This is a genomic window from Paenibacillus silagei, from assembly GCF_017874735.1.
In the GTDB taxonomy this organism is placed as follows: domain Bacteria; phylum Bacillota; class Bacilli; order Paenibacillales; family Paenibacillaceae; genus Paenibacillus_AQ; species Paenibacillus_AQ silagei.
The window spans coordinates 60,827-80,995 of sequence record NZ_JAGGLV010000020.1; the positions used below are offsets into that span (position 1 = coordinate 60,827).

General features: G+C 47.6%; 13 protein-coding genes and 1 pseudogene. All 14 read right to left on the minus strand.

Translation table 11 applies throughout. The features are described 5' to 3' along the window. Positions 1 to 11 precede the first annotated feature (11 nt). On the minus strand, positions 12 to 968 hold the full coding sequence (locus J2Z70_RS24415) for a carbohydrate kinase family protein (RefSeq protein WP_209877507.1): 957 nt from the start codon (positions 966 to 968) through the stop codon (positions 12 to 14). A gap of 97 nt (positions 969 to 1,065) precedes the next feature. Further along, positions 1,066 to 1,998 carry an alpha/beta hydrolase gene (locus tag J2Z70_RS24420; protein ID WP_209877509.1) on the minus strand — a complete coding sequence of 311 codons (933 nt, stop codon included), beginning with the start codon at positions 1,996 to 1,998 and terminating at the stop codon, positions 1,066 to 1,068. Between the two features lie 46 nt (positions 1,999 to 2,044). Next, positions 2,045 to 3,020 (minus strand): annotated as a pseudogene (locus J2Z70_RS24425) (LacI family DNA-binding transcriptional regulator). 426 nt (positions 3,021 to 3,446) lie between these two features. Then, the gene (locus tag J2Z70_RS24430) at positions 3,447 to 4,436 is read right to left on the minus strand and encodes a LacI family DNA-binding transcriptional regulator (protein ID WP_036724067.1); all 990 of its coding nucleotides are present in this window, start codon (positions 4,434 to 4,436) and stop codon (positions 3,447 to 3,449) included. Between the two features lie 108 nt (positions 4,437 to 4,544). Further along, positions 4,545 to 5,372 carry a carbohydrate ABC transporter permease gene (locus J2Z70_RS24435; RefSeq protein WP_209877511.1) on the minus strand — a complete coding sequence of 276 codons (828 nt, stop codon included), beginning with the start codon at positions 5,370 to 5,372 and terminating at the stop codon, positions 4,545 to 4,547. Beyond that, positions 5,372 to 6,253: a carbohydrate ABC transporter permease gene (locus J2Z70_RS24440; RefSeq protein WP_036699404.1), complete on the minus strand. Its 882-nt coding sequence runs from the start codon at positions 6,251 to 6,253 to the stop codon at positions 5,372 to 5,374. The genes J2Z70_RS24435 and J2Z70_RS24440 overlap by 1 nt, the downstream gene beginning before the upstream one ends. An 84-nt stretch (positions 6,254 to 6,337) precedes the next feature. Then, entirely contained in the window at positions 6,338 to 7,702 is a 1,365-nt protein-coding gene (locus J2Z70_RS24445) for an ABC transporter substrate-binding protein (RefSeq protein ID WP_245368493.1), read from the minus strand. Positions 7,703 to 8,010: 308 nt separating this feature from the next. Beyond that, a complete protein-coding gene (locus tag J2Z70_RS33930) occupies positions 8,011 to 9,885 on the minus strand; it encodes an ATP-dependent helicase (protein WP_209877514.1) in 1,875 nt (624 codons plus the stop codon). 31 nt (positions 9,886 to 9,916) lie between these two features. Continuing rightward, a complete protein-coding gene (locus J2Z70_RS24455; RefSeq protein ID WP_209877516.1) occupies positions 9,917 to 11,653 on the minus strand; it encodes an AAA family ATPase in 1,737 nt (578 codons plus the stop codon). Between the two features lie 721 nt (positions 11,654 to 12,374). Beyond that, positions 12,375 to 14,003, minus strand: a complete 1,629-nt coding sequence (locus tag J2Z70_RS24460) for a response regulator (protein ID WP_209877518.1) — start codon at positions 14,001 to 14,003, stop codon at positions 12,375 to 12,377. After that, entirely contained in the window at positions 13,957 to 15,669 is a 1,713-nt protein-coding gene (locus tag J2Z70_RS33935; RefSeq protein ID WP_036724072.1) for a sensor histidine kinase, read from the minus strand. Before J2Z70_RS33935 ends, J2Z70_RS24460 begins: the two co-directional genes overlap by 47 nt. A gap of 56 nt (positions 15,670 to 15,725) precedes the next feature. Next, positions 15,726 to 17,432, minus strand: a complete 1,707-nt coding sequence (locus J2Z70_RS24470) for an extracellular solute-binding protein (protein WP_036724073.1) — start codon at positions 17,430 to 17,432, stop codon at positions 15,726 to 15,728. 103 nt (positions 17,433 to 17,535) lie between these two features. Further along, a complete protein-coding gene (locus tag J2Z70_RS24475; RefSeq protein WP_209877520.1) occupies positions 17,536 to 18,414 on the minus strand; it encodes a carbohydrate ABC transporter permease in 879 nt (292 codons plus the stop codon). 18 nt (positions 18,415 to 18,432) lie between these two features. After that, entirely contained in the window at positions 18,433 to 19,392 is a 960-nt protein-coding gene (locus J2Z70_RS24480; RefSeq protein WP_051477928.1) for an ABC transporter permease, read from the minus strand. Positions 19,393 to 20,169 lie beyond the last annotated feature (777 nt).

The window sequence follows — 20,169 nt, forward strand, 5'->3', positions numbered from 1 at the left end:
TAAGAAGCCTCCTACAGGTTGAATTGTTGCTTAATGACCGCAAGCGCAGGCAGATCGACTACCGCACCGGTGAATTTCAGTTTGTACGCGCTGACAGCAGATCCAAGCTCCAGCGCTTCTGTGAGCGTATACCCTTTGATAATAGCTGTATAGAATCCGGACCAGAAGGCATCTCCTGCTCCCGTCGTATCTTCAATCTGCGTCGCCTTGGTCGCAAACGACATCGTTTCGTTGCCGGTGGAGACGAGTGCCCCGTCCTTGCCCAGCGTCAGAATGACCAGCTTCGCGCCAAGCGCAAGGAATCTGGCGATCTGCTCCTCCGGCGTGCCGGGACCGAACAGACGCTCAGCGTCATCCTCGGAAGGCTTGATGATATCCACCTTCGGGATGATGCTTTTGACATACGCTACCCCGTCCTCCCCCTTCTGCCAGATCGAGGGATGATAGTTGGGATCGAAGCCGATCAGCACCTTATGCTTCCGCGCCGTCTGGATCACCCGCTCCACCGCCCTACGGGATGGGGTCCTGGAGATCGGCCAGCAGGAGAAGTGGACAATTCTGGAATGAATCAAGGCTTGCTCCAGCGCCTCATTGTACTCCAGCCGGTAATCCGCTGCACGGTAAAAGATCGGAACCGGCGTAGCCTGACTCTTGGTAATCACCACCATACTGGTAGAATCATCGACCTGCTGGATGCCGCTTGTCGCCATTCCGGCGCTCTGCAGCCGGTTGATCAGATAGTTGCCCAGGCTATCCCTGCCCACCGCCGAAGCCACATGCGACCGGATGCCCAGCTTCCCCGCATTAATGGCAATATTTGAAGGCGATCCGCCAAAATAACGGGTATATCCATCACTTACCGTATCCTCGCCGTATTCATTGGAGATCATATCCACGAGCAGCTCGCCCACTGTTAACACATCGTTCGCCTTATCTTCAAATGGTATTGTCTCTCCGAGTTTAAACACCCGCACTCCCCCTTGGTACTCCAGTATCCTTGTGTCATATCCATTCTATGGTCTCTGTGTACACAATACTTTCAAAAACCCGTCCTCTTTTTACAATTTAAGAGTTCAAGGCTCTTGCCAGGGCATGGATGTATCCCTCTCTGGCTCTGCGGCTGACTTCGGCTGCAGGGACAACATGCTCGAAGCCATGATAGCCCCCCGGGTAGAGATGAAATTCCACTTCTACACCGGCCTGTGCCAGCCGGGCCACATATTCAATCGTCTCATCACGGAACGGGTCGAGCTGTCCGACGCAGATATAGGCGGGCGGAAGTCCCGCCAGTTGATCCGCACGGCCGGGTGCCGCATACGGGGAGGTGTCTGCGCCTCCGGCAGGGCCGCCCAGGTACATCTCCCACGCCACCAGGTTGTTCGCCCGGTTCCACACCGCCGGGTGTGTGACCTCATAACTCGAAGGTGTAATGTTGCGGTCATCCAGCATCGGATACAGCGGAAGCTGGAAGCAGAGGGCAGGACCGCCCTTGTCTCTCGCCATCAGGGCCAGAGCCGCTGCCAGACCGCCGCCTGCACTCGCTCCGCCAACGGCAATCCGGGCCAAATCGATGCTCAGCCCATTGTTGATATCGGCCAGCCACACAAGCGCTGCATAAGAGTCCTCAATGGCTGCCGGGTACGGATGCTCCGGGGCAAGCCGGTAATCGGGCGACACGACCACACAGTTGGCCGCGAGGACGAAGCTCTCGCATAACGCATCGTCACCGCACGGCTGGCCCAGAATATAGCCGCCGCCATGGGTCCAGAGCAGGGCAGGCAGCTTATGTTCACTTCGCTGAGCCGGTTCATAAATTCTGACCCGAACTGGCCCGGAACCGGCAATCAGAACCCGTTCCGTAATGCGGACGCAGTCCGACGTTTCAGTAGGCGGCGGAACCATATTCCGGGCTGCGGCCAGATCCTCCGGCAAATGCAGCGGCGGCAGGCCAGCGATCCCTTCCCGTAAATCCGGGGCTACGCGGTAAATGAAATCCATATATATTTCCTCCATATCGTTCGAATGTGAATGAATCCTGCGTGCTTCAAGTGGTCCCCTTCTCCGATAACCGGACGGGAAGAATCGTCTCCAGCGGAACCGGCTCGCCGGCAATCTGCTGAAGCAGATATTGAACAGCCAGCTCGCCCATCTTCTTGATCGGCTGGACGATAGTAGTCAGATCCTCCGCCTCCAAGGCAGCAATTCCGTCATAGCCTACGACCTTGACTTGACTGGGCACGGCTCTGCCCAGCCTTCTGCACTGCTTCAGCACCTGTAGCGCCAGCATATCGCTGCTCGCGAATACGCCGTCCAGCTCAGGGCGTTCCTCAAAAAGACTGCTGACCAGCTTCTCGTAATCCTTATACTTAAATCCGTTCAGATCGGTTTGCCGGACGGTATATTCCACATCTTGCCTCTTGACCTGCTCCAGGAAGGCGTCATGCCTTTGCTTGGCCAGCAGATTGAGGCGCAGATTCCCGCTGAGATAGGCGATACTCCGGCATTTTTTGCGCAGCAGCAGCCGGGTGGCCAGCACTCCCCCCCTGATAGTTATCCGAGGCAATGAACGGGATCGTCTTCGAGATCTGCCGGTCCAGCGACACCAGCGGCAGGTTGATTGACTTATAATCGCTCACGCTCATCGTATGGCTGCCCATAATGATGCCGTCAACCCGGCTGGCCCGCAGCAGATCGATGTATTCCTTTTCTTTTTTCTTGTGATGCAGGGAATTGCACAGCATAAGCTTATAGCCTTGTTCATAGGCATAGGCCTCAATATGCTTGGTTACCTCTCCGAAGAACGGATGGGAGATATCCGGCAGAATCAGGCCGATAATATTGGACTTCTTGCGCAGCAAGGAGCGTGCCACCTCACTCGGATGGTAATTCAGCTCCTCCATGGCATCGTTCACCTTTTGCTTCAGACTCTCACTGAGGTATCCCCGGTTATTCAGCACACGGGAGACGGTAGTGACGGAGACGCCGACCTTCTCGGCAACATCTTTGATGGTTACAGCCATCCGTACCTCCTGACCCGGGTCAGCCTTCTTCCTCTGTTCAGCAGAACAAGGCAAGGTTCTATGTTAACCGGTTGATATAATAGGGCAGCAGCAGCTTTAAAACTGTAAGAATGGCTTAATTGCAATCTGTACAGCTAAATCGCCGGATATACTGGCGAATCTCAGTTTAGCTGTATTTCGTGCAATTAAAATACCTCTATACCTGGATTTTCGCCCATTCCAGCAATTTAGTTGTATGAAATACAGTTAGGAGAGGAATACCTTCCTTTTCACTGTTTTTAGTTGCACCGAATACACTTATCTCTGATTATGCGAAAAACCGAACCTAATAGGTTAGGTGATTTCCTCTTAATGATCCAATCCATAAATTTAAACCTGACGCTCTATTAAGGCAGACACTGGCAGAGAAACTGCCAGTCCTGAGTATCAGGTCGTGCCGCGTTCCACAGCCGTTACCGGGAACGTGTTCACCATCGCCACCGCCTGGCCCTCGATCTGCCGGACCGCCAGCTCCATAATGGCTTCGCTCATCTCCTGAATCGGCTGCCGGACAGTGCTTAGACGCGGTGAGATCATGGAGGCGAGCTGCACATCATCATAGCCCACAATGCGCATGGCTGAAGGAATCTCCTTGCCGAGCAGGTTGCAGGCATGAATGACCTCGGCGGCAATCACATCACTGCTGGCAAATACGCCGTCGATCTCAGGATGCTCCTGGAGGTAGGCGGCAATGGCGGTGTCCCCTCCGGTGTAGCTCCCCTCATTGACCTCCAGCTGCAAGTACAGCGGCGCAAGTCCGGCGCGCTTCAGCTCTTCTTCGTACCCCTGCCTTCTCAGGCCGGCCAGCATGAAGTGATGCTGGGGACCGTCGATCCCCCGCTGGATATAGACCGTGTGCCGGCAGCCCTGGCCGGTTAATAACCGGGCAGCCAGCCGGCCGCCCTCCAGATTATCCGAGGTGACCACGGGGATATCCTCCGAGATAACACGGTCGAAGGAGACGATCGGCAGGTCCAGGTGAAGATAATGCTGCACATCCAGCACGGCACTGCCCATGATGATGGCGTCAACCTGATTTTTTTTGAGCATCTCGATATAATCCACTTCCTTGGAGACGTTGCGGTTGGAATTGCAGAGCAGCAGCTTGTAGCCCTTAAGGTCTGCGTAATATTCGAGATAAGCGGTCAGCTCGGCAAAAAAAGGATGGGAAATCGCCGGGATGATCAGCCCGATCATATTGGATTTTTTGCGGAACAGGGCCCGAGCCATTTCATTCGGCTGATAGTTCATTTCCTTCATCACCCGGTAGACCTTCTCCTTCGTCTTGTCGCTAATATACCCTCTATTGTTAAGGACTCTGGACACTGTATTCACAGAAAGTCCTGCCTGCTTCGCAACATCCTTCAGATTCGCCATAGAAACCACCTTGCTTTTTAGTTCCAATTATAGATGAATTTCGCATGGATTTCAGCTATTGAAGCGTAATCGTCACTGCGGTGTAAATTGGGACTTCCCCGCTCCCCCTTATTTCAGCGCCCCTTCTGTGATTCCTTTGATGATCTGTTTTTGCAGGAACAGGTAGATGATCAGCACGGGAATGATCGTCATAATCAGCCCGGCCATCAGCGGCGCATAGTCCACGGAATAGGAGGAGAAGAAGGTATACGTGGACAGCGGCAGTGTCTTCTGATCCGGCGACAGCAGCACCAGGCTGGGCAGGAGATAGTCATTCCAGATCCAGAGCACATCGAGCACCAGCAGGGTAACGAACACCGGCTTCAGCAAGGGCAGCACAATACTGAAAAACGTCCGCAGCGTACTGCTCCCTTCGATAAACGCCGATTCTTCCAGCTCGTAAGGAATCCCTTTGATAAAGCCGTGGAACGTGAAGACGCCGAACGGCACTCCGAAGCCGAGATACATGAACAAAAGCGTCAGCTTGGTATTCAACAGCCCCATATTCCCGTACAGCATGACCATTGGAATCATCAGTACCTGGAAGGGCAGAGCCATGGAGGCCAGCATGAGGAAGAAGAGGATGGAATTCACCTTCCATTTGTAACGGACGAATAAGTACCCGGTCATCGCCGAGAAAATAATAATGATCGTAACGGAAATCCCCGTAATGATCAGCGAGTTCATGAACCCCTGCATAAAGTCCATATTGTCAAAAGCGCTGGCATAGTTCTTGAAATTTATCGTTGTCGGCAGCGACAGCGGACTCTCGAAGAATTGCTGGGTGGTCTTGAAGGAGTTCATAATAATCAGCAGGAACGGTGTTAAAAAGGCCAACAGCAGCAGGTACAGGAATCCTGTCCGCAGGCCCGGGAGGATGCGCCGGTTAGCATTCATTAAGATTCCACCTCCAGCTTCTTCAGCAGATAGGATTGCGTCAAGGCGATAATCGCGACGACAGCGAACAGAACGACTGCCTCTGCCTGGCCGACACCGTATTGATTGGACAGGAAGGCTTTTTGCACGATATGGTAGGTGGCCAGCTCCGTTGAATTGAACGGTCCGCCCTTGGTTAACGCCAGGTTGATGTCATACGTTAAGAAGGATCGGGACAGGGAGATGAAAATACAGATGACGATCGCAGGAACCGTCAGCGGCAGGATGATTCTGCGGATCACCGAAGTCCGCCCCGCCCCGTCGATGCTCGCCGCCTCCAGCACATCATTCGGAACGCCTGTGAAGCCCGCGATATAAATGATCATCAGATACCCGACCAGCTGCCAGGCGGTCGCAATGATCAGCGCCCAGAATGCCGTCCCCGTATTCGTCAGCCATGAGGTCTGAAACAGCTCCCAGCCGTATTTAGCGCCAAGGTAAGGCAGCACCTGTGAGAAAAGCGTCTGCCACAGGTATCCGAGTACAATCCCGCCGACCAGATTTGGCGTGAAGAAGCCTGTGCGCAGCCATTGCTCACCTCTCCCGCCTCTCGTCAGGGCGAGTGCGATGAAGAAAGCGAACACATTGGCAATCACCACGGTGAAGAAGACATACTTCAGGGTGAACCACAGCTGCTGAAGGAACACCTTATCCCGGAACACCTCCAGATAATTCGTGAAGCCGATCAGGCTGCTGTCGCCTGTCCGGACATCCCAATTCGTGAAGGTCAAATATAAGCCGACGATGAACGGTATGATCACAACGGCGGCAAAAGCGAAGATAGAGGGACCTCCGAAGACCAGAAACGTCCCCGCATTCTTCAGTGATAGCTTTTTGTTCATAGTGCTGCCCCCTTTCCTCTTAACAGGCTGAACTGGAGAATATCCCGGTTCAGCCTGTTCTTTTAGCACAAACGAAGAGATTCTCTATTTCCCTGCATACGATTTCCAGTAATCCTGAACCTCCTGCGCCAGCCCCTGGCGGTCGATATTGCCTACCAGATACTTCTGCATCGCAGCTCCGGTCTTGGCCCAGTAATCCTGCGGCAGGTAATTGATGACACCGATGTTGATAATCTTCCCTTGCTTCACGTATTCGCTGACAGCGTTAGACATGACGTTCGTGCTCTTCGCCTTAAGATCCTTGTACGGCATGGACAGCCCCATATCGGTAATAATGGCCTTTTGTCCGTCCTCACTGCTGACCATCCATTCGATGAACGCTTTGGCGGCCTCCTGCTGCTCTGGCGTAGACTTCGAATCATCGATGGCGAACAGCTTAGGCTCGCTGTAGGCGACTTGCGCGTTGCCGAAATCCTCTGGATTATTGCTAATAGGCAGCGGCAGGATACCGAAGTCGGCATCGCGGCCTTCCAGTGTTCCGATAACCGCCCAGCTCCAGTCTCCCATGAAGTAGAAGGCGGCAGCTCCCTTGGCGAAATCCGCGCTGTCGCGGTTATAATCGGCAACGAGCGGGTCGCTCTTACGCGCGTTGTATTTTTTCAGCAGATCGAAGGTATCCATCAGTCCGGTGAACTGCGGATTCTCCGTCAGTTGAACCTGCCCGTTCTTCAGCTCCTCCACGAACTTCCGGTTGTCCTCCACCTTCTGCGACTGCAGGGAATAGGTCAATCCCAGATAGTGGGCGCCGAGCGACCAGTCTGCTCCGTGAAGCATGACCGGTGCTTTGCCGGAGGCTTCGATCTTCTTGAAAATCGCTTCGAGATCATCACGGGTCTTCACCGATGCAGGATCAAAAGCACCGCCGATACCCTCTTCTACCGCACGCTTGTTGTACAGCAGACCGTAGCCTTGGGCAGTCCAGGGAATACCCAGGAATTGTCCGTCCAGCAATGCGCCATCGATGGCTCCCGGATTGGTCAGCGCTTCATACTTCGCCTTCTCCGGCTCTAAATCCAGAAAATCATCCTTATATTGAAGTATGGTGCCTGCATCCAAGTTCACGATTGTCGCCGGATTGCCGGAGGCCAGCAGGGATTGGAACTTCTCAAGCTGCGCGCCGCCGATCGGTGTAGGAATCAGTTCAATTGTCACCTGCGGATTCTGCTCATGATACTTCTTGAACAGCTCCTCGAACACTGTGTTCACTTCTGCGGAGGTATTGAAGAACGTGAGCTTAACGTCCTTGGAGGCTTGCTCTGTTTGTGTTCCCTCATTCCCCTTGTCTTCCTTGCCAGCATTGGTTGCTGAATTCCCTTTGGAGCAGCCTGCCAGTAACCCGGTGACCACCGTCAGAGCGATAGCGAAGCTTGCAGCTTTTCTCAATTTCAACTGAATTCCCCCCATACTTATAATTGTTTTGAATGCGCATACATTTCGGATGCAATTTTATGATAACCGGTTAACATATTTATGTCAATCGGTTATCATATTTAAATTTTAGCTAATAAAATCCCACACACACCCTCGCGAACGCCCGGTGTATTCACTTTTCTGCCTACATCCGACGACAAAAAAGGCCTCGGCCCAATAGAGCCGAAGCCTGTGCTATCATAAATATTTGGAAAGAAAGTATCATTAAAATAAGACACTTTAAGAAAAAGTACTTATTTGGGACTATCCCCCTCTCTTAACCACATTTATAATAATCCCATTTCTCTGAGAAAACGAGAAGGTATCCTTTTTTTATTATCTGAATAGATACTTGATCTCGTATACGAAAGATAAAGTAAAACTTTAGCCCGAGTAATTGCTACATATAAAATATTTCGATCCACATCTGTAGTTTCTTCATTTGTTGGAAATATTCCTTCGTTCAAACCAATAACATAAACTACATCAAACTCTCTGCCTTGAGAGGAATGCACAGTAAGCAAACTAATGCCTCTGGAAGACACTTTTGATAATGAAGAAACTTTATTTCTAAATCCGAGTAAATTATGTTCTTTTGCTCCTGAAGCGTAGTTCACCCAGTAATCACGCCACAAATTTATATCACTAATGATAATATTCAATACTTCAATATCTTGTGTTTGTGAACTTGAGACAAAGTAATTCTCTAATAGATGGAGAGCATCTGAAAATCTAATCTCCGTCCCCCATATTAAAGCCCAAGATTTTAATAGTATCTTGTAAGTATCCTTCCAATTATCAGCAACATGTTTCTCAAAATAATTTAGTAATACTTTTCCACTTTCAAAAGATTTTTTATGATCGATTGAACTACTTTTAAATTTCAATAAACTTTGAAATTGTTCAATATAATATTGATCCTGTGGGTTTATGATTAGTCTCATACCTAATTCAAAAACTTTCATAAGTGTTGATTCACTTTCCAAATTCCCAAAAGTTCTATTAGCAAACGGTATATTTCGTTTTAAAAATTGCTTCTCAATGCTTCTTAAAATATAACGATTTCTTGCAATTACCGCTATGTTATCCCACTGAATTTGTTGAATAAGCTTTTTATGATTGGACTCCACAAGATTCATTATATTATCTGCGATCCATATAGCTTCTGCATTTTCATTTTCAAACTCTTTTAGTATAACTTCACCTTTAATTGCTGAGTTGGCGCTTATATTTAATGATGAAGGCATTAGTTTTTTAGAAATAGAAATAATCTCGACCGATGATCGATAATTCTGTGTCAAATTTACAATAGAAGGGCTATAATGATTTTCAATTTCCTCCATAAATGAGGTAATTGAACCTCTAAAGGAATAAATCGCTTGATTTTTATCACCAACAAACATAATATTACTATTTTTGTCTGGATATAAAGTACGTAATAACTCGAAAGAAGCAAAGGTCAAATCTTGCGCTTCAAAAATACATGCAAATTTGTAGATTCGTTGATAGATTTCTTTAATTGATGCCCTTTCATTAAGAATTCTATAAGCAAGTAAGATAAGATCATCAATGTCTATTAAAGATTGAGATTTTAGGAAAAGATCATATTCGTAATAAATCGAATCGAAAAACTTTTGATCTTCATTCTCATGCTCCTTAATCAATTTAGGTTGTTTCAACATTTTTTTTTGATTACTAATATAAAATGAAACATCTCTTATTAATTTATCATTTTTTTCAAGAGGTGAATTTTGATAAAATGAACCTAGACTAGAATCCGAAGTTAGAATATTTTTTAAGATATTCTCTATCTCATTACTATCAATTAGAATAATTTCCTTGGTACTTAACCCTAAAGTATCACCACGTGTCTCAACAATTTCCTTCGAAAACTGGTGGATAGTCCCTATAAAAAAACGATCAGAAACTTCCTTATGTTCTTTCTCAAATTCCTGCTCTATTCTTTCTTTAACTTGTTGTGCCTCTATACGAGTAAAGGTTAAAATCAATATTTTAAAATTCCCTTTATGATTTCGGATAATGTTTGCTAGTCTCTTCACTGTCGCTAATTGCTTTCCAGTTCCAGGTGAGGAATTCACTAGTAAAGGACCTTCAATATGCTCAACTACTTGTTTTTGACTTGCAGATAAGGCATAATCCACAGATTTTCACCGCCCTCATATAAAAATATTATCAGACTTTAATTTTTTGAAAGAGTTGTTTTATTTTTTCTGGAACTCGTTCCTCTTCGTCACTACTATTGGTAATTTTATCAGCAATCATAGTAGCATATTTTGTTTTACCACTTTTTAACTTTCGCAAAATATCTTCATTAGATAGTTCCATTTTACTTAGCGCCATTCTATGAATTTCATTCTTTGCATCACAATCAATTATTGATTCTTTGGCTTCTGCAGGATAATTTGCTAGTATATATTCCTCGAAATTCTCGTGATTTTCTAAGTAGATTACACGAGAATCAGTAAGACTTGAATCTATTAATGATAAAGCACTTTCCAATTCATTTAATACATCATGTTCTCCATCTGAAAAAATAAGCCAATTAATTTTCAACCCTTCAGCAACATGTAGAAACGGAAGATATTTTTTCCCTTTGCCACCTACTCCCACAATATTCACACCAAGTTCAAATGGAGTATAACCGAAATAAGCTTCAAAAAATATTGGAAGTGCTTGTTCTTCTGTTTCTCCTTCACACAAAATAATTGTTTTTGAAAAAAGCAATTCACCACGAGTATTCATAACTTCTCTATTTATTTTCCGAATTTCTTCTTTGCTTAATTTTGACATATCAACATAAGAAACAATTGTCTCTGCGCGATTCTTACTAAAATGTCGAATTGAATTTAGAGGTGCAAGGCTAGCTATATACGGCGAATGAGAGCTTATTATCTTTTGACCTTCAAATGCTGTCATTTGTTTTAATATTTTTCTTTGTGCTTGTGGGTGAAGATGTGATTCTGGTTCTTCTAATGCTAAAATACACCAAAATGGCATTTGTTCTTCCTTACTTACCTTCTCAATCCATGAAGCATAACTCCGAAATGTTAATAATGTCGCCCAACTTCTCGTTCCCATACCGTGATATTCCAAAGGAAAACTTTCAGTGCCAAACTCGCTAAAAAGCACATCAATGCCTCTTTGGATATCTCTAACTTTCCTTGTAACGGGCGTTATTTCCACACCTTTATGTTCATCAAAAGAGACATTGTTTAAATAATTCAAATTTTTTTGTAGATGTGATAGGATACTACTACTATCTAAAATTAATTTATTAAGTTGCATAAGATCAGTTTCAATACTTTCAATTTTCTCTTTATCAAGATCAATATCAGCTATTAATTTCCCCCAGAAAGAGAGTGGATTCTTCATCTCTTTCTGAATATCCCTTTGTGCATCTAAATAAAGTAATGGAATTTTCTCCATTTTCTCCAATGGGATTTCTCCTAATAGAAATGACTGCCGCCAATCTTTTGGATTTTCCTCCCAGTTCGAAAGAACATGTCGTTGAATAATAAAATCTCTTTTTGAAGTATTAAACCCTATAATCGTCCTTATTGGAATATGTTCAAAATCATTATCATCAGTTCGGATTAATGCTTCTCCCCAATAATTAGACCATGCTTCATTAAATGTACGTACTCTCTCCCCTTCTTGATTAACTGGTATAAGAAGGACATCAATATTTGATTCTTGAGCAGAATTCAACTGAGTTGAAGCATCAGTATAAAAATCCTCCTTGCGAATTTGTTTTTGATCAATACCAAAGACTAACTCTAATGCTTTTAGGAAGGAAGTCTTTCCCGAATTATTTGTTCCAACTAATAGAGTAAGGGGTTCTAATTTTACATTAACTTCTTTTAAAGATCTAAAATTTCTTATTCGAACTTGCTCAACTATTAAGCTCATTATTTCCTCCACAGTTATATTGTAAACTTTCTGCTTATAAATATTCGACAGCATCTAAAAAAAACCTTGATTAATTAAGAATTCTTAAATCCATGTTGAAATCATCGCAAGTATTTGTACCATAAGAACTAAACAAGTAAAGCGAAGTAGATTGTGAATTTCGATTATTAGTTTAAAAAATGTGCTGGTTAGCAAAAGATAGAAAAAGACCACTCTTTCGTTACAGTGTTTTTATACCTAAAAACACCCGAAAAGAGGTGGCCTTATTACCCGAACATTCTGTAATCGGTGATTCCTAATGAGAAGCTCACACCATTTCTTCAAAAATTCGGGCGGAAGCACGTTCTTCACAGTCTATATTTTTTAAATTTAGCGAAAATCTTGTTTCTGCAGTGAGCGAGCACAGTACCTTTCGTGCTATTTAAGCTATCACTAAACCTTTAGTATTGATTGAGTTTTCCATTCTTTTTGTACATCCCTTACAATAATCCTCGCCTGCCCATATTTTAAATGCCACAACAAATAGAGTATCCATCAATTCAGTTATACCATTATATAGCCCCTTGGGCAGGTGGTATACTTGAATTTCTTAGAAATCATGTCCTCTATTTTTTATATTCATCCCTAACTCCTTTTCTTCTGAGTTATCAACATTTTGTAATCTATAATTTCCTTAGCATTAATACATACTAACTGTGCGCGGTGAGCTTAAAATTAACCCCTACAATTTCCCCCGGTAATCCTGGGGCGTCATGCCGAACTGCTCCTTGAACACTTTGATGAAATATTGGCTGTTGGCGTAGCCAAGCTGCTCGGAGATCTCATAGATCTTCAGCTCGGAGTTGCGGAGGCTGGCTACGGCCTGCTCCATCTTCCTATTCAGGATATACTCGCTGATGCTGATCCCGCTGACCTGCTTGAACAGTCTGGAGACATATGCCGGATGAAGCGAGACCGCGTCCGCAACGAATTGCTGGCTGGCCTCTGCCAGATTAGACGCGATACAGCTCTGCATCTCCTTGACGATGCCCATCCGGTTATTCTGTGTATCCCGTTCGAGCTTGCCCTGCAGGGTATCCACCAGCGCCTCACCCCAGCTGACCAGTTGGGACACGGAACGGAAGAGGGTCTTATCCAGCAGCTCCCGCCCGACCAGATCGGAGAGCAGGCTATGATTCTTATGGGCAATATAGTGAAAGGAGCCGAGAATCATAGTACGGATCTCCTCAATATATTCTTCGTTATACGACGGCAGGTTGTTGCTGAATTCTCTCAACTGCTGCAACCGTTCCTTATACCCATGCCACTGGCCGGTCTCCAGCAGATGCATCAGTGTCGGGGAAGCATATAAGTCCTTGAGCGGCTGGACCGGCGAGCTCTTCTGCTTGTCCGTCAAGGAGATGAAATAGCCCTGATCATTGCCCACTTGCTGTCTTAACGCCGACTGGGAATCCTCATACATGGCGCGGATATCCAGCGGGAATTCCCCCGGGTAGGACAGAATAACCGAGATTCCGCCATTCAGATATTCATTCACACTGCTGTGCAGCTGATGGGTATTATGGGTTAGCTGCTTGAGAATCTTGTCCGGGTCAACCGCCCCCGCTTCACTGCTCTTCACAATAAACACCAGGTTCTCGTAAGCATCCCGGCCATGCCACAGCTCGAAGCCCGGGCCCAGCAGCTCGCAGGCAATGTTCGTCACCGCGTATTCAAAGAGCAATTGGCTGTCCGGCCCGAAGTTCGTGAAATGCTCCTCCAGACGGATCAGAATCAGGAAGACCCGGTCGTTCAGCTGAAAATCAATCTGATATCCGCTAAGCTTGTCCTTCAGCCGTTCCTGCGGATAGGATTTGCCCTGAATCAGCTCGGCCAGCAGCTTATCCTTCAGCGCCGGGAGATGCTCCCGGAAGGCCAGCATCGCCTGCTCATAAGATGCCGTCCGGTCGATTTCCTTCTTAATCGTCTTAATCGTGCTCTCCAGAGCAGCACGCAGCTTCTGGTGATCCAGCGGCTTAACAAGATACTCTGCCACCCCATACTGAAGGGCTTCCCTGGCATATTCGAACTCGGCGTAGCCGGTTAGCAGAATACACTTGATTCTCCGGTGGGTCTTCCGCACCTGCTTCACCAGCTCCAGCCCGCTCATCCCGGGCATGGCGATATCCGTAATGACTATATCAACCGGGTATTGCCCGATCATCTGCAACGCCTGGGCGCCGGAGTAGGCTTTATATACTTTTTCAATCCCGAAGTCCTGCCATGGAAAAGCAAGCTCCAGATCATCTACGACATATTGTTCATCATCTACCAGCAGAATTTGCAGAATGAGCTTCTCCCTCCTTTTCAATCCGAATCCGGTAACAGGTGCCTTCGGACAGCACGGAGTCTACGGATAACCCGGAGTCCTTGCCAAAATACAATCGCAGCCGCTGATTCACATTCCTTAGCCCCGTTCCGAGCTGTTCATTGCTGATAATATTATCCTCGATATGGCGGCGGACCGCACCGAGCCGTTCTTCCGTCATGCCGATTCCGTTATCCTTCACGGTAATCAGAAGATACGAATCATCTTCCTCGGCGGCAACCGAGATGATGCCGGGCCTCAGGCCCGGTTCAATGCCATGCTTAATGCAGTTCTCCACGAGCGGCTGCAGAATCATCCTTGGCAACCGGTATCTGCCCGCCTCCGCTGTGACACCGAATTCGAAGGTGATCTCTCTTTTGCGCAGGTGGACCATGTGCAGATAATGCTCGACGAAATCCAGTTCATCCTGGAGCGTAGAATCCAGCTGTTCAATCTTATGAATGTACCGGCAGTAGGAAGCCAGATGCAGCGTCATCGCGGTGACCGCATGATAATCTTCGATGCTTGCTTTGCTCTGAATGAAATTCAGGCAGTTATAGAGAAAATGCGGATTAATCTGCGCCTGATACTGCTTCAGCTTCGCTTCCTTCACTTCAAGCTCGCCCAGCAGAACCTGCTCGATCAGTGTCTGGGTATTCTCCGCCATCCGGTTAAAGGAATTACCCAACACCTTGAACTCATTGACCTGCAGATCGACGGCACGGCTGGAAAAGTCGCCCCGGTCGAACCGGTCGATCGCCTTGCGCAGCATAATCACCGGCTTCTGCACCTGACGGCGAAGAAGCAGCGTGTAGAACATAATACCCACCAGCACCACCAGTACCGCATAGAGGAACAGCCGGTTATTGCGGTTAATCGGTTCGATATACTGGCGCTTGGGATAGGCGTCTATGAAATACAAATCCAGCATGTCCGACTTCATATAGTTAATCAGATACTCTGCACGATTCTCTGTAGCGGAGATGGTTCCCCTGTTCCCGTTAATCCCAGGACTGATCGACTGTAACAGCTCCTGCGGAAATGCTGCCCCCGGCTGAATAAAGGCCCGCTCAGAGGCATCGTACAGCAGCGGCATACCGGAGACATACTGATCCATCATTTTCACCAGATTATCCAGCGAAATCCTGACTTCAATTAACAGCGAGCTGATATGACTGCGCATGATGTTGGAGTAATATCCCTTGCCTTCCTTATCCATGTGCAGCACCCAACGGTTCCGCGCCTGCTCCGGAGGGCTGAAGGTGCTGAAGGAGAAGGAGGAATCAGAGGATACCGTCTCTTTCTCATCCTCATAGTACAGAATAACCGTATTCTTCCAGGAGGTAGAGGCGGTGTTCAGGGCGAGCTTATCGATGATAGTCAGCTTCATCTCATATTTGGAATATTGATCCCCGAACTTCAGAATATAAGGATATCCACGCACAGACTGGTCCTGTGACAAAGTAATGGTATTTGTCAGCACCTGTTCAAATTGCGTGGATAGCTGGGAGGTCATGAATTCAACCTCGTACATTTTATTTTTTCTCAGCTCATTCTGAATGTCCTTCACGTTCAGCCGGTAGATGAGCCAAAACGCACCTACGATAATCAGCAGCATCAGCATCAGAACAAACGACAGCCACTGAAAGATAGACAGACGATATTTCACATTGCCCTCCTCCAAATGAAAGGACGGCCTGGGGGCCGCCCTGATTCTCCGTATCTTTACTTCGATAGAGATTGATACCATTCATTGACCTCTGTGGTCACTTTATCGCCGCCTGTAGTTTTCCATTTCTCTACAAAGGTATCGAATTCGTCTACCGGCGCTTTGTCATAAATAATTTTGTTCAGAATTTCCTTCTCCAGCTTCTCCAGCATATCTCCACGGGAGAGCTGAGTTTCAGTAGGCGTACCTGTGAACATCTCAGGCATTACACTGTCCTTCTGATCGACGATGATTTTGGCTGCTAAGATCTGCTCAGGAATACGCTCGGACAGATTCTTCTCATACTGGTTAGCAGGCTCAGCACCGCCGGCCAGCTTGGCCAGTGTATTCATCATCAGGTTAGGAATAATGGCTCCATCGTAAGTCAGGGTATAACGGATCGCATCCACCCAGCCGCCTGGAATCTTATCCGTATCCTGCTCTTTCAGGACGGTTCCGTCTTCAGCGATATCATAATCGTAGCCTTTGGCGAAGCCGTTCACGAAGGTTGTACTGTCCGGGTTAGCCCAGTTATCAAACAGATAGTTCTGGTAGACGAAGAATGCGTCTTTATGCTCCATATCCTTGTTGATCAATACAGCACCGGAGGCGATCTTCGTGCCGTGTCTGCCTACCTTGCCATCCGGGCCTGCCGGAAGCGGATAAGCCTTATGCACTGCACCTGGAACGTTCTTCTGCAGATCCGGCAGCGGCCAGCCTGTCATCCAGTAAGGGCCGACAATGATACCGGCTTTGCCTGCTGTAAAAGCTTCTGTTGCTTTGTTCTCATCATACAGACCGGATTCGGAGGAGATATAGCCTTCTTTCATCCATTTCTGCATCGTTGCCAGGCCTTCCTTCATCTCCGGCTGAACAGAGCCGTAAGCGAGCTGGTTGTCCGCCGTCTTGTTCCACTGATTAGGCATGGCGCCGAACATCCCGAAGACCCATCCGGCTTCCGACATCCATGTGTTCAGATTGTTTTTGAAGCCTACAGCCAGTCCCGTTGTATCCTTCTTGCCGTTGCCGTCAGGGTCCTGGTTCGTAAACGCATCGAGCACGGTTTCCAGCTCAGCCAGATTCGTCGGAGCCTTAAGGTTCAACTTCTTCAGCCAATCCTCACGGATATACATAACCGGGTCATTATTATAAGCGTTTTCCAGAATCGGGATCCCCATCCGCTTGCCGTCTCTCATGTAGGGATTCCATACGGTTGGCTCTTCGGCCATCGCTTTTTTGTAGATATCGGAAGCATATTTGTCGAACAATTCGCCCGCATCGGTGAACTGGCCGCTGTCAATCAGATCAGAGATCAGGGAAGGGCTTCCACGGAATGAGATGATGTCCGGCATTTTTTCACCTGAGGTCAGCATCAGGCGCAGCTTGGTTTCATAGGCGTTGTTCTGGTCACTTACGGTCCAGAGATACTTGATGTCAATACCCAGCGTATCCTTGGCCCATTTGGTGTGCACGTTATTTTCAATATTTTCGCCATTCTTGAATTTCAGGCTGCTTGCGATGGGAAATACGGTTGAGATGGTTACCGGTTCTGTATATTTGCCATTCTCAAAGGGAGCCGAATACATAGCGTCTTCGCTTGCCGCCGGCTTGTTATCCCCTTCCGCCTTCTTGTTGTCAGCATTTCCGCCGCAGCCGGCCAGCAAGCTGCCCAGCATGACTGTGGATAACACTGCCGCCGCAGAGAATTTCATTTTCTTTATCATTTAATCTTGCACCCCTTTAATTAAAATTTAATCATATTAATTATATGAGTCAATCTTTTTCAGCTTTCAGCGCGTGCATCACCCCCTTTAATAGGAAGGACGGCTATTCCTTAACCGCCCCGAGGACAATTCCCTTCACGAAGAAACGCTGCAGGAATGGGTACACGATGAGGATCGGTGCCATCCCGATGAAGATCTGAGCGGCTTTGACCGTTCTTTGCGAGATATTCTCCAGATCCTCCGGCCGTACAGTCACCTTACTGAAGTCCTGCTGGACAATGACTGACTGCAGGAAGGTCGCCAGCGGATAGTTGCGGTGATCCGTCATATACAGCAGGCCGTCGAACCAGGAGTTCCAGTGACCGACAATCGTGAACAGCGACAGTGTAGCAATAGCCGGCATAGATACCGGGAGATACACGCTGAACAGTGTTCTGAAATGACCTGCGCCGTCGATGAAGGCGGCTTCTTCCATTTCTTTGGGCACGGCCCGGAAGAAGTTAAGCAGCAGAATGATATTCCAGACCGAGACGGCACCCGGCAGAATCAGCACCCATAAGGAGTTCATCAGGTGCAGCTTCTGAATCAGAATGTACATTGGCACCAGACCGCCGCTGAACAGCATGGTGAAGACCAGCAGCCAGATATACATGTTCCGGCGTCTGAACCGGGCGTTCTCTTTGGACAGCGCATAGGCAGCCAGAATGACTACCCCCATGCTGAACAGCGTTCCCAGCACCGTGCGCTGCAGCGTCACCCAGATGGACCGGGTGAAATTCTCATTGGCTACGGTCTTGGTGTAGGCGTCCACCGTGAAATCTACCGGCCACAGACCCACCAGATTGGCATTGGCTGCCGATTTCCCGCTGAACGATACAGCAAGAACGTGAATCAGAGGGACAACACACATAATTGAAACTGCGATCATCAGGATATAGTTGAACACGGTGAACATGCGGTAAGGTTTTGTTTTATGATACATGCCCTATTAGCCTCCATTCTAGAAAATACGGTAGTTAGCAAATTTATACGAAAGGCGGTAAGCTGTTACGATCAAGACAAAGCTGACAACGGATTTGAACAATCCGACCGCTGTGGAGAAGCTGAACTTACCGTCAACAATTCCTAGTCTGTAGACAAATGTATCGATGATGTCCCCTTTATCGAAGACAAGCGCGTTATACAGGTTAAAGATCTGGTCAAAGCCTCCGTTAAGCACGTTACCCAGCGCCAGTGTTCCTACCACGATGGTAATCGGCAGCATGGCCGGCATCGTAATCGACCAGGTCTGCTGCCAGCGTCCTGCTCCGTCTACCTCAGCCGCTTCATAGAGTGCCGGGTTAATTCCCGCCAGGGAGGCCAGGAAGACGATAGTGTTGAAGCCGAACTCTTTCCAGACATCACTCACTACTACGACAAACCGGAACCAGTTCCCGTCACCCAGGAAGAAAATCGGCTGGATGCCGAATACACTGACCAGCACCTGGTTGATCAGGCCGCCGTCTCTGGCCAGCAGGTCGGAGAGAATACCGCCCAGGATCACCCATGACAGGAAGTGGGGCATATAGACAATGGTTTGTACCATTTTTTTGAATGCCATCTTGCGGATCTCATTCAGCAGCAGTGCGAACAAGAAAGGAACGATCAGGTTGGCGATCATTTTCAGACCGGCAATAATCAGTGTGTTCCAGATGATCTGAACGTTCTCGGGAATACTGAACAGATATTCAAAATGCTCCAGCCCCACCCACTTGGAGGCGCTAAAGCCTAAGCCCGGCTTGTAATTCTTGAAGGCAATCGCAAGGCCCGTCATTGGAATATAGGCGAAGATCACGGTTAGGATCAAAGCCGGCAGAACCATCAGATCGAGACTAAGGTTCTTGGTCCATTTCGATTTTTTTCGGGGACTCCCCGCATTGACATCCAGTTTCTCGCCTTTTACGCTGGCTGGCGTAACCATGTTTTTCATGCTTCTGCTCCCCTTTGCTGGTCAACGTGTATCCGTTTACTTAGTTTATAAATTAATCATACCTAGCCGGACATGACAGATACATGATAAATACAAAGCATTGATAACAAAATGATAACCACAACAGTTTTGGACGTAGCATTACGGTAGCACTTGGGTGGACGCTCCGCGAACGGACCGTTGTTACAATCGCTGTGATCTCCAGATTTTATTTATTTCCCTTAGCGGTGAAAATCCGGAGACCAAGGCGACCGCTGCCGCTTTTCCACAATCGTTCCGTCCTCTCCGCTGTTTAAGCGGGGGCAAGGTTACTACAAAAGGACAATCCGTTACGGACATGACATCGTGGATTGTAGCTTAGAATAGGTTCAAACAACTTCAAACAGCAATGAGAAACTTCGGCAACTCTGAGGTACCCCGGCAACATCGAGTACCTTCCAGTTGTGCCGCCGTCCAAACGATGGTTGCACAGCCTACTACAGAATTAGTTGGACAAATGTATCTTAATTTAGCCGGTTTGGAGCTTTTGAGGAAATTAGGTGGATTTATGCTATATATTTTTGTGAATTTCTTCTTTTTGCTCCGACCCCGGCGTAACAAGTGCCTTTTTTCCACCTATTGTCTGGCCGGGTCTCTTCCGCGCGCGAACAAGTGCCCAAAATCCAACTATTTCCTCATACAGTACTGGGGCAACGCGGACAATGCAGACATAACAGTCCCCTAAAGCAGACACCGCAGCCATATTACTCCCATCACAAACATCCACCC

Bases quoted from the DNA above. Each gene is read 5' to 3' on its own strand.
- J2Z70_RS24420 (WP_209877509.1), bottom strand. From the start codon at position 1,998: ATGGATTTCATTTACCGCGTAGCCCCGGATTTACGGGAAGGGATCGCT.
- J2Z70_RS24430 (WP_036724067.1), bottom strand. From the start codon at position 4,436: ATGGCGAATCTGAAGGATGTTGCGAAGCAGGCAGGACTTTCTGTGAAT.
- J2Z70_RS24435 (WP_209877511.1), bottom strand. From the start codon at position 5,372: ATGAATGCTAACCGGCGCATCCTCCCGGGCCTGCGGACAGGATTCCTG.
- J2Z70_RS24440 (WP_036699404.1), bottom strand. From the start codon at position 6,253: ATGAACAAAAAGCTATCACTGAAGAATGCGGGGACGTTTCTGGTCTTC.
- J2Z70_RS24455 (WP_209877516.1), bottom strand. From the start codon at position 11,653: ATGAGCTTAATAGTTGAGCAAGTTCGAATAAGAAATTTTAGATCTTTA.
- J2Z70_RS24470 (WP_036724073.1), bottom strand. From the start codon at position 17,432: ATGATAAAGAAAATGAAATTCTCTGCGGCGGCAGTGTTATCCACAGTC.
- J2Z70_RS24475 (WP_209877520.1), bottom strand. From the start codon at position 18,414: ATGTATCATAAAACAAAACCTTACCGCATGTTCACCGTGTTCAACTAT.
- J2Z70_RS24480 (WP_051477928.1), bottom strand. From the start codon at position 19,392: ATGGTTACGCCAGCCAGCGTAAAAGGCGAGAAACTGGATGTCAATGCG.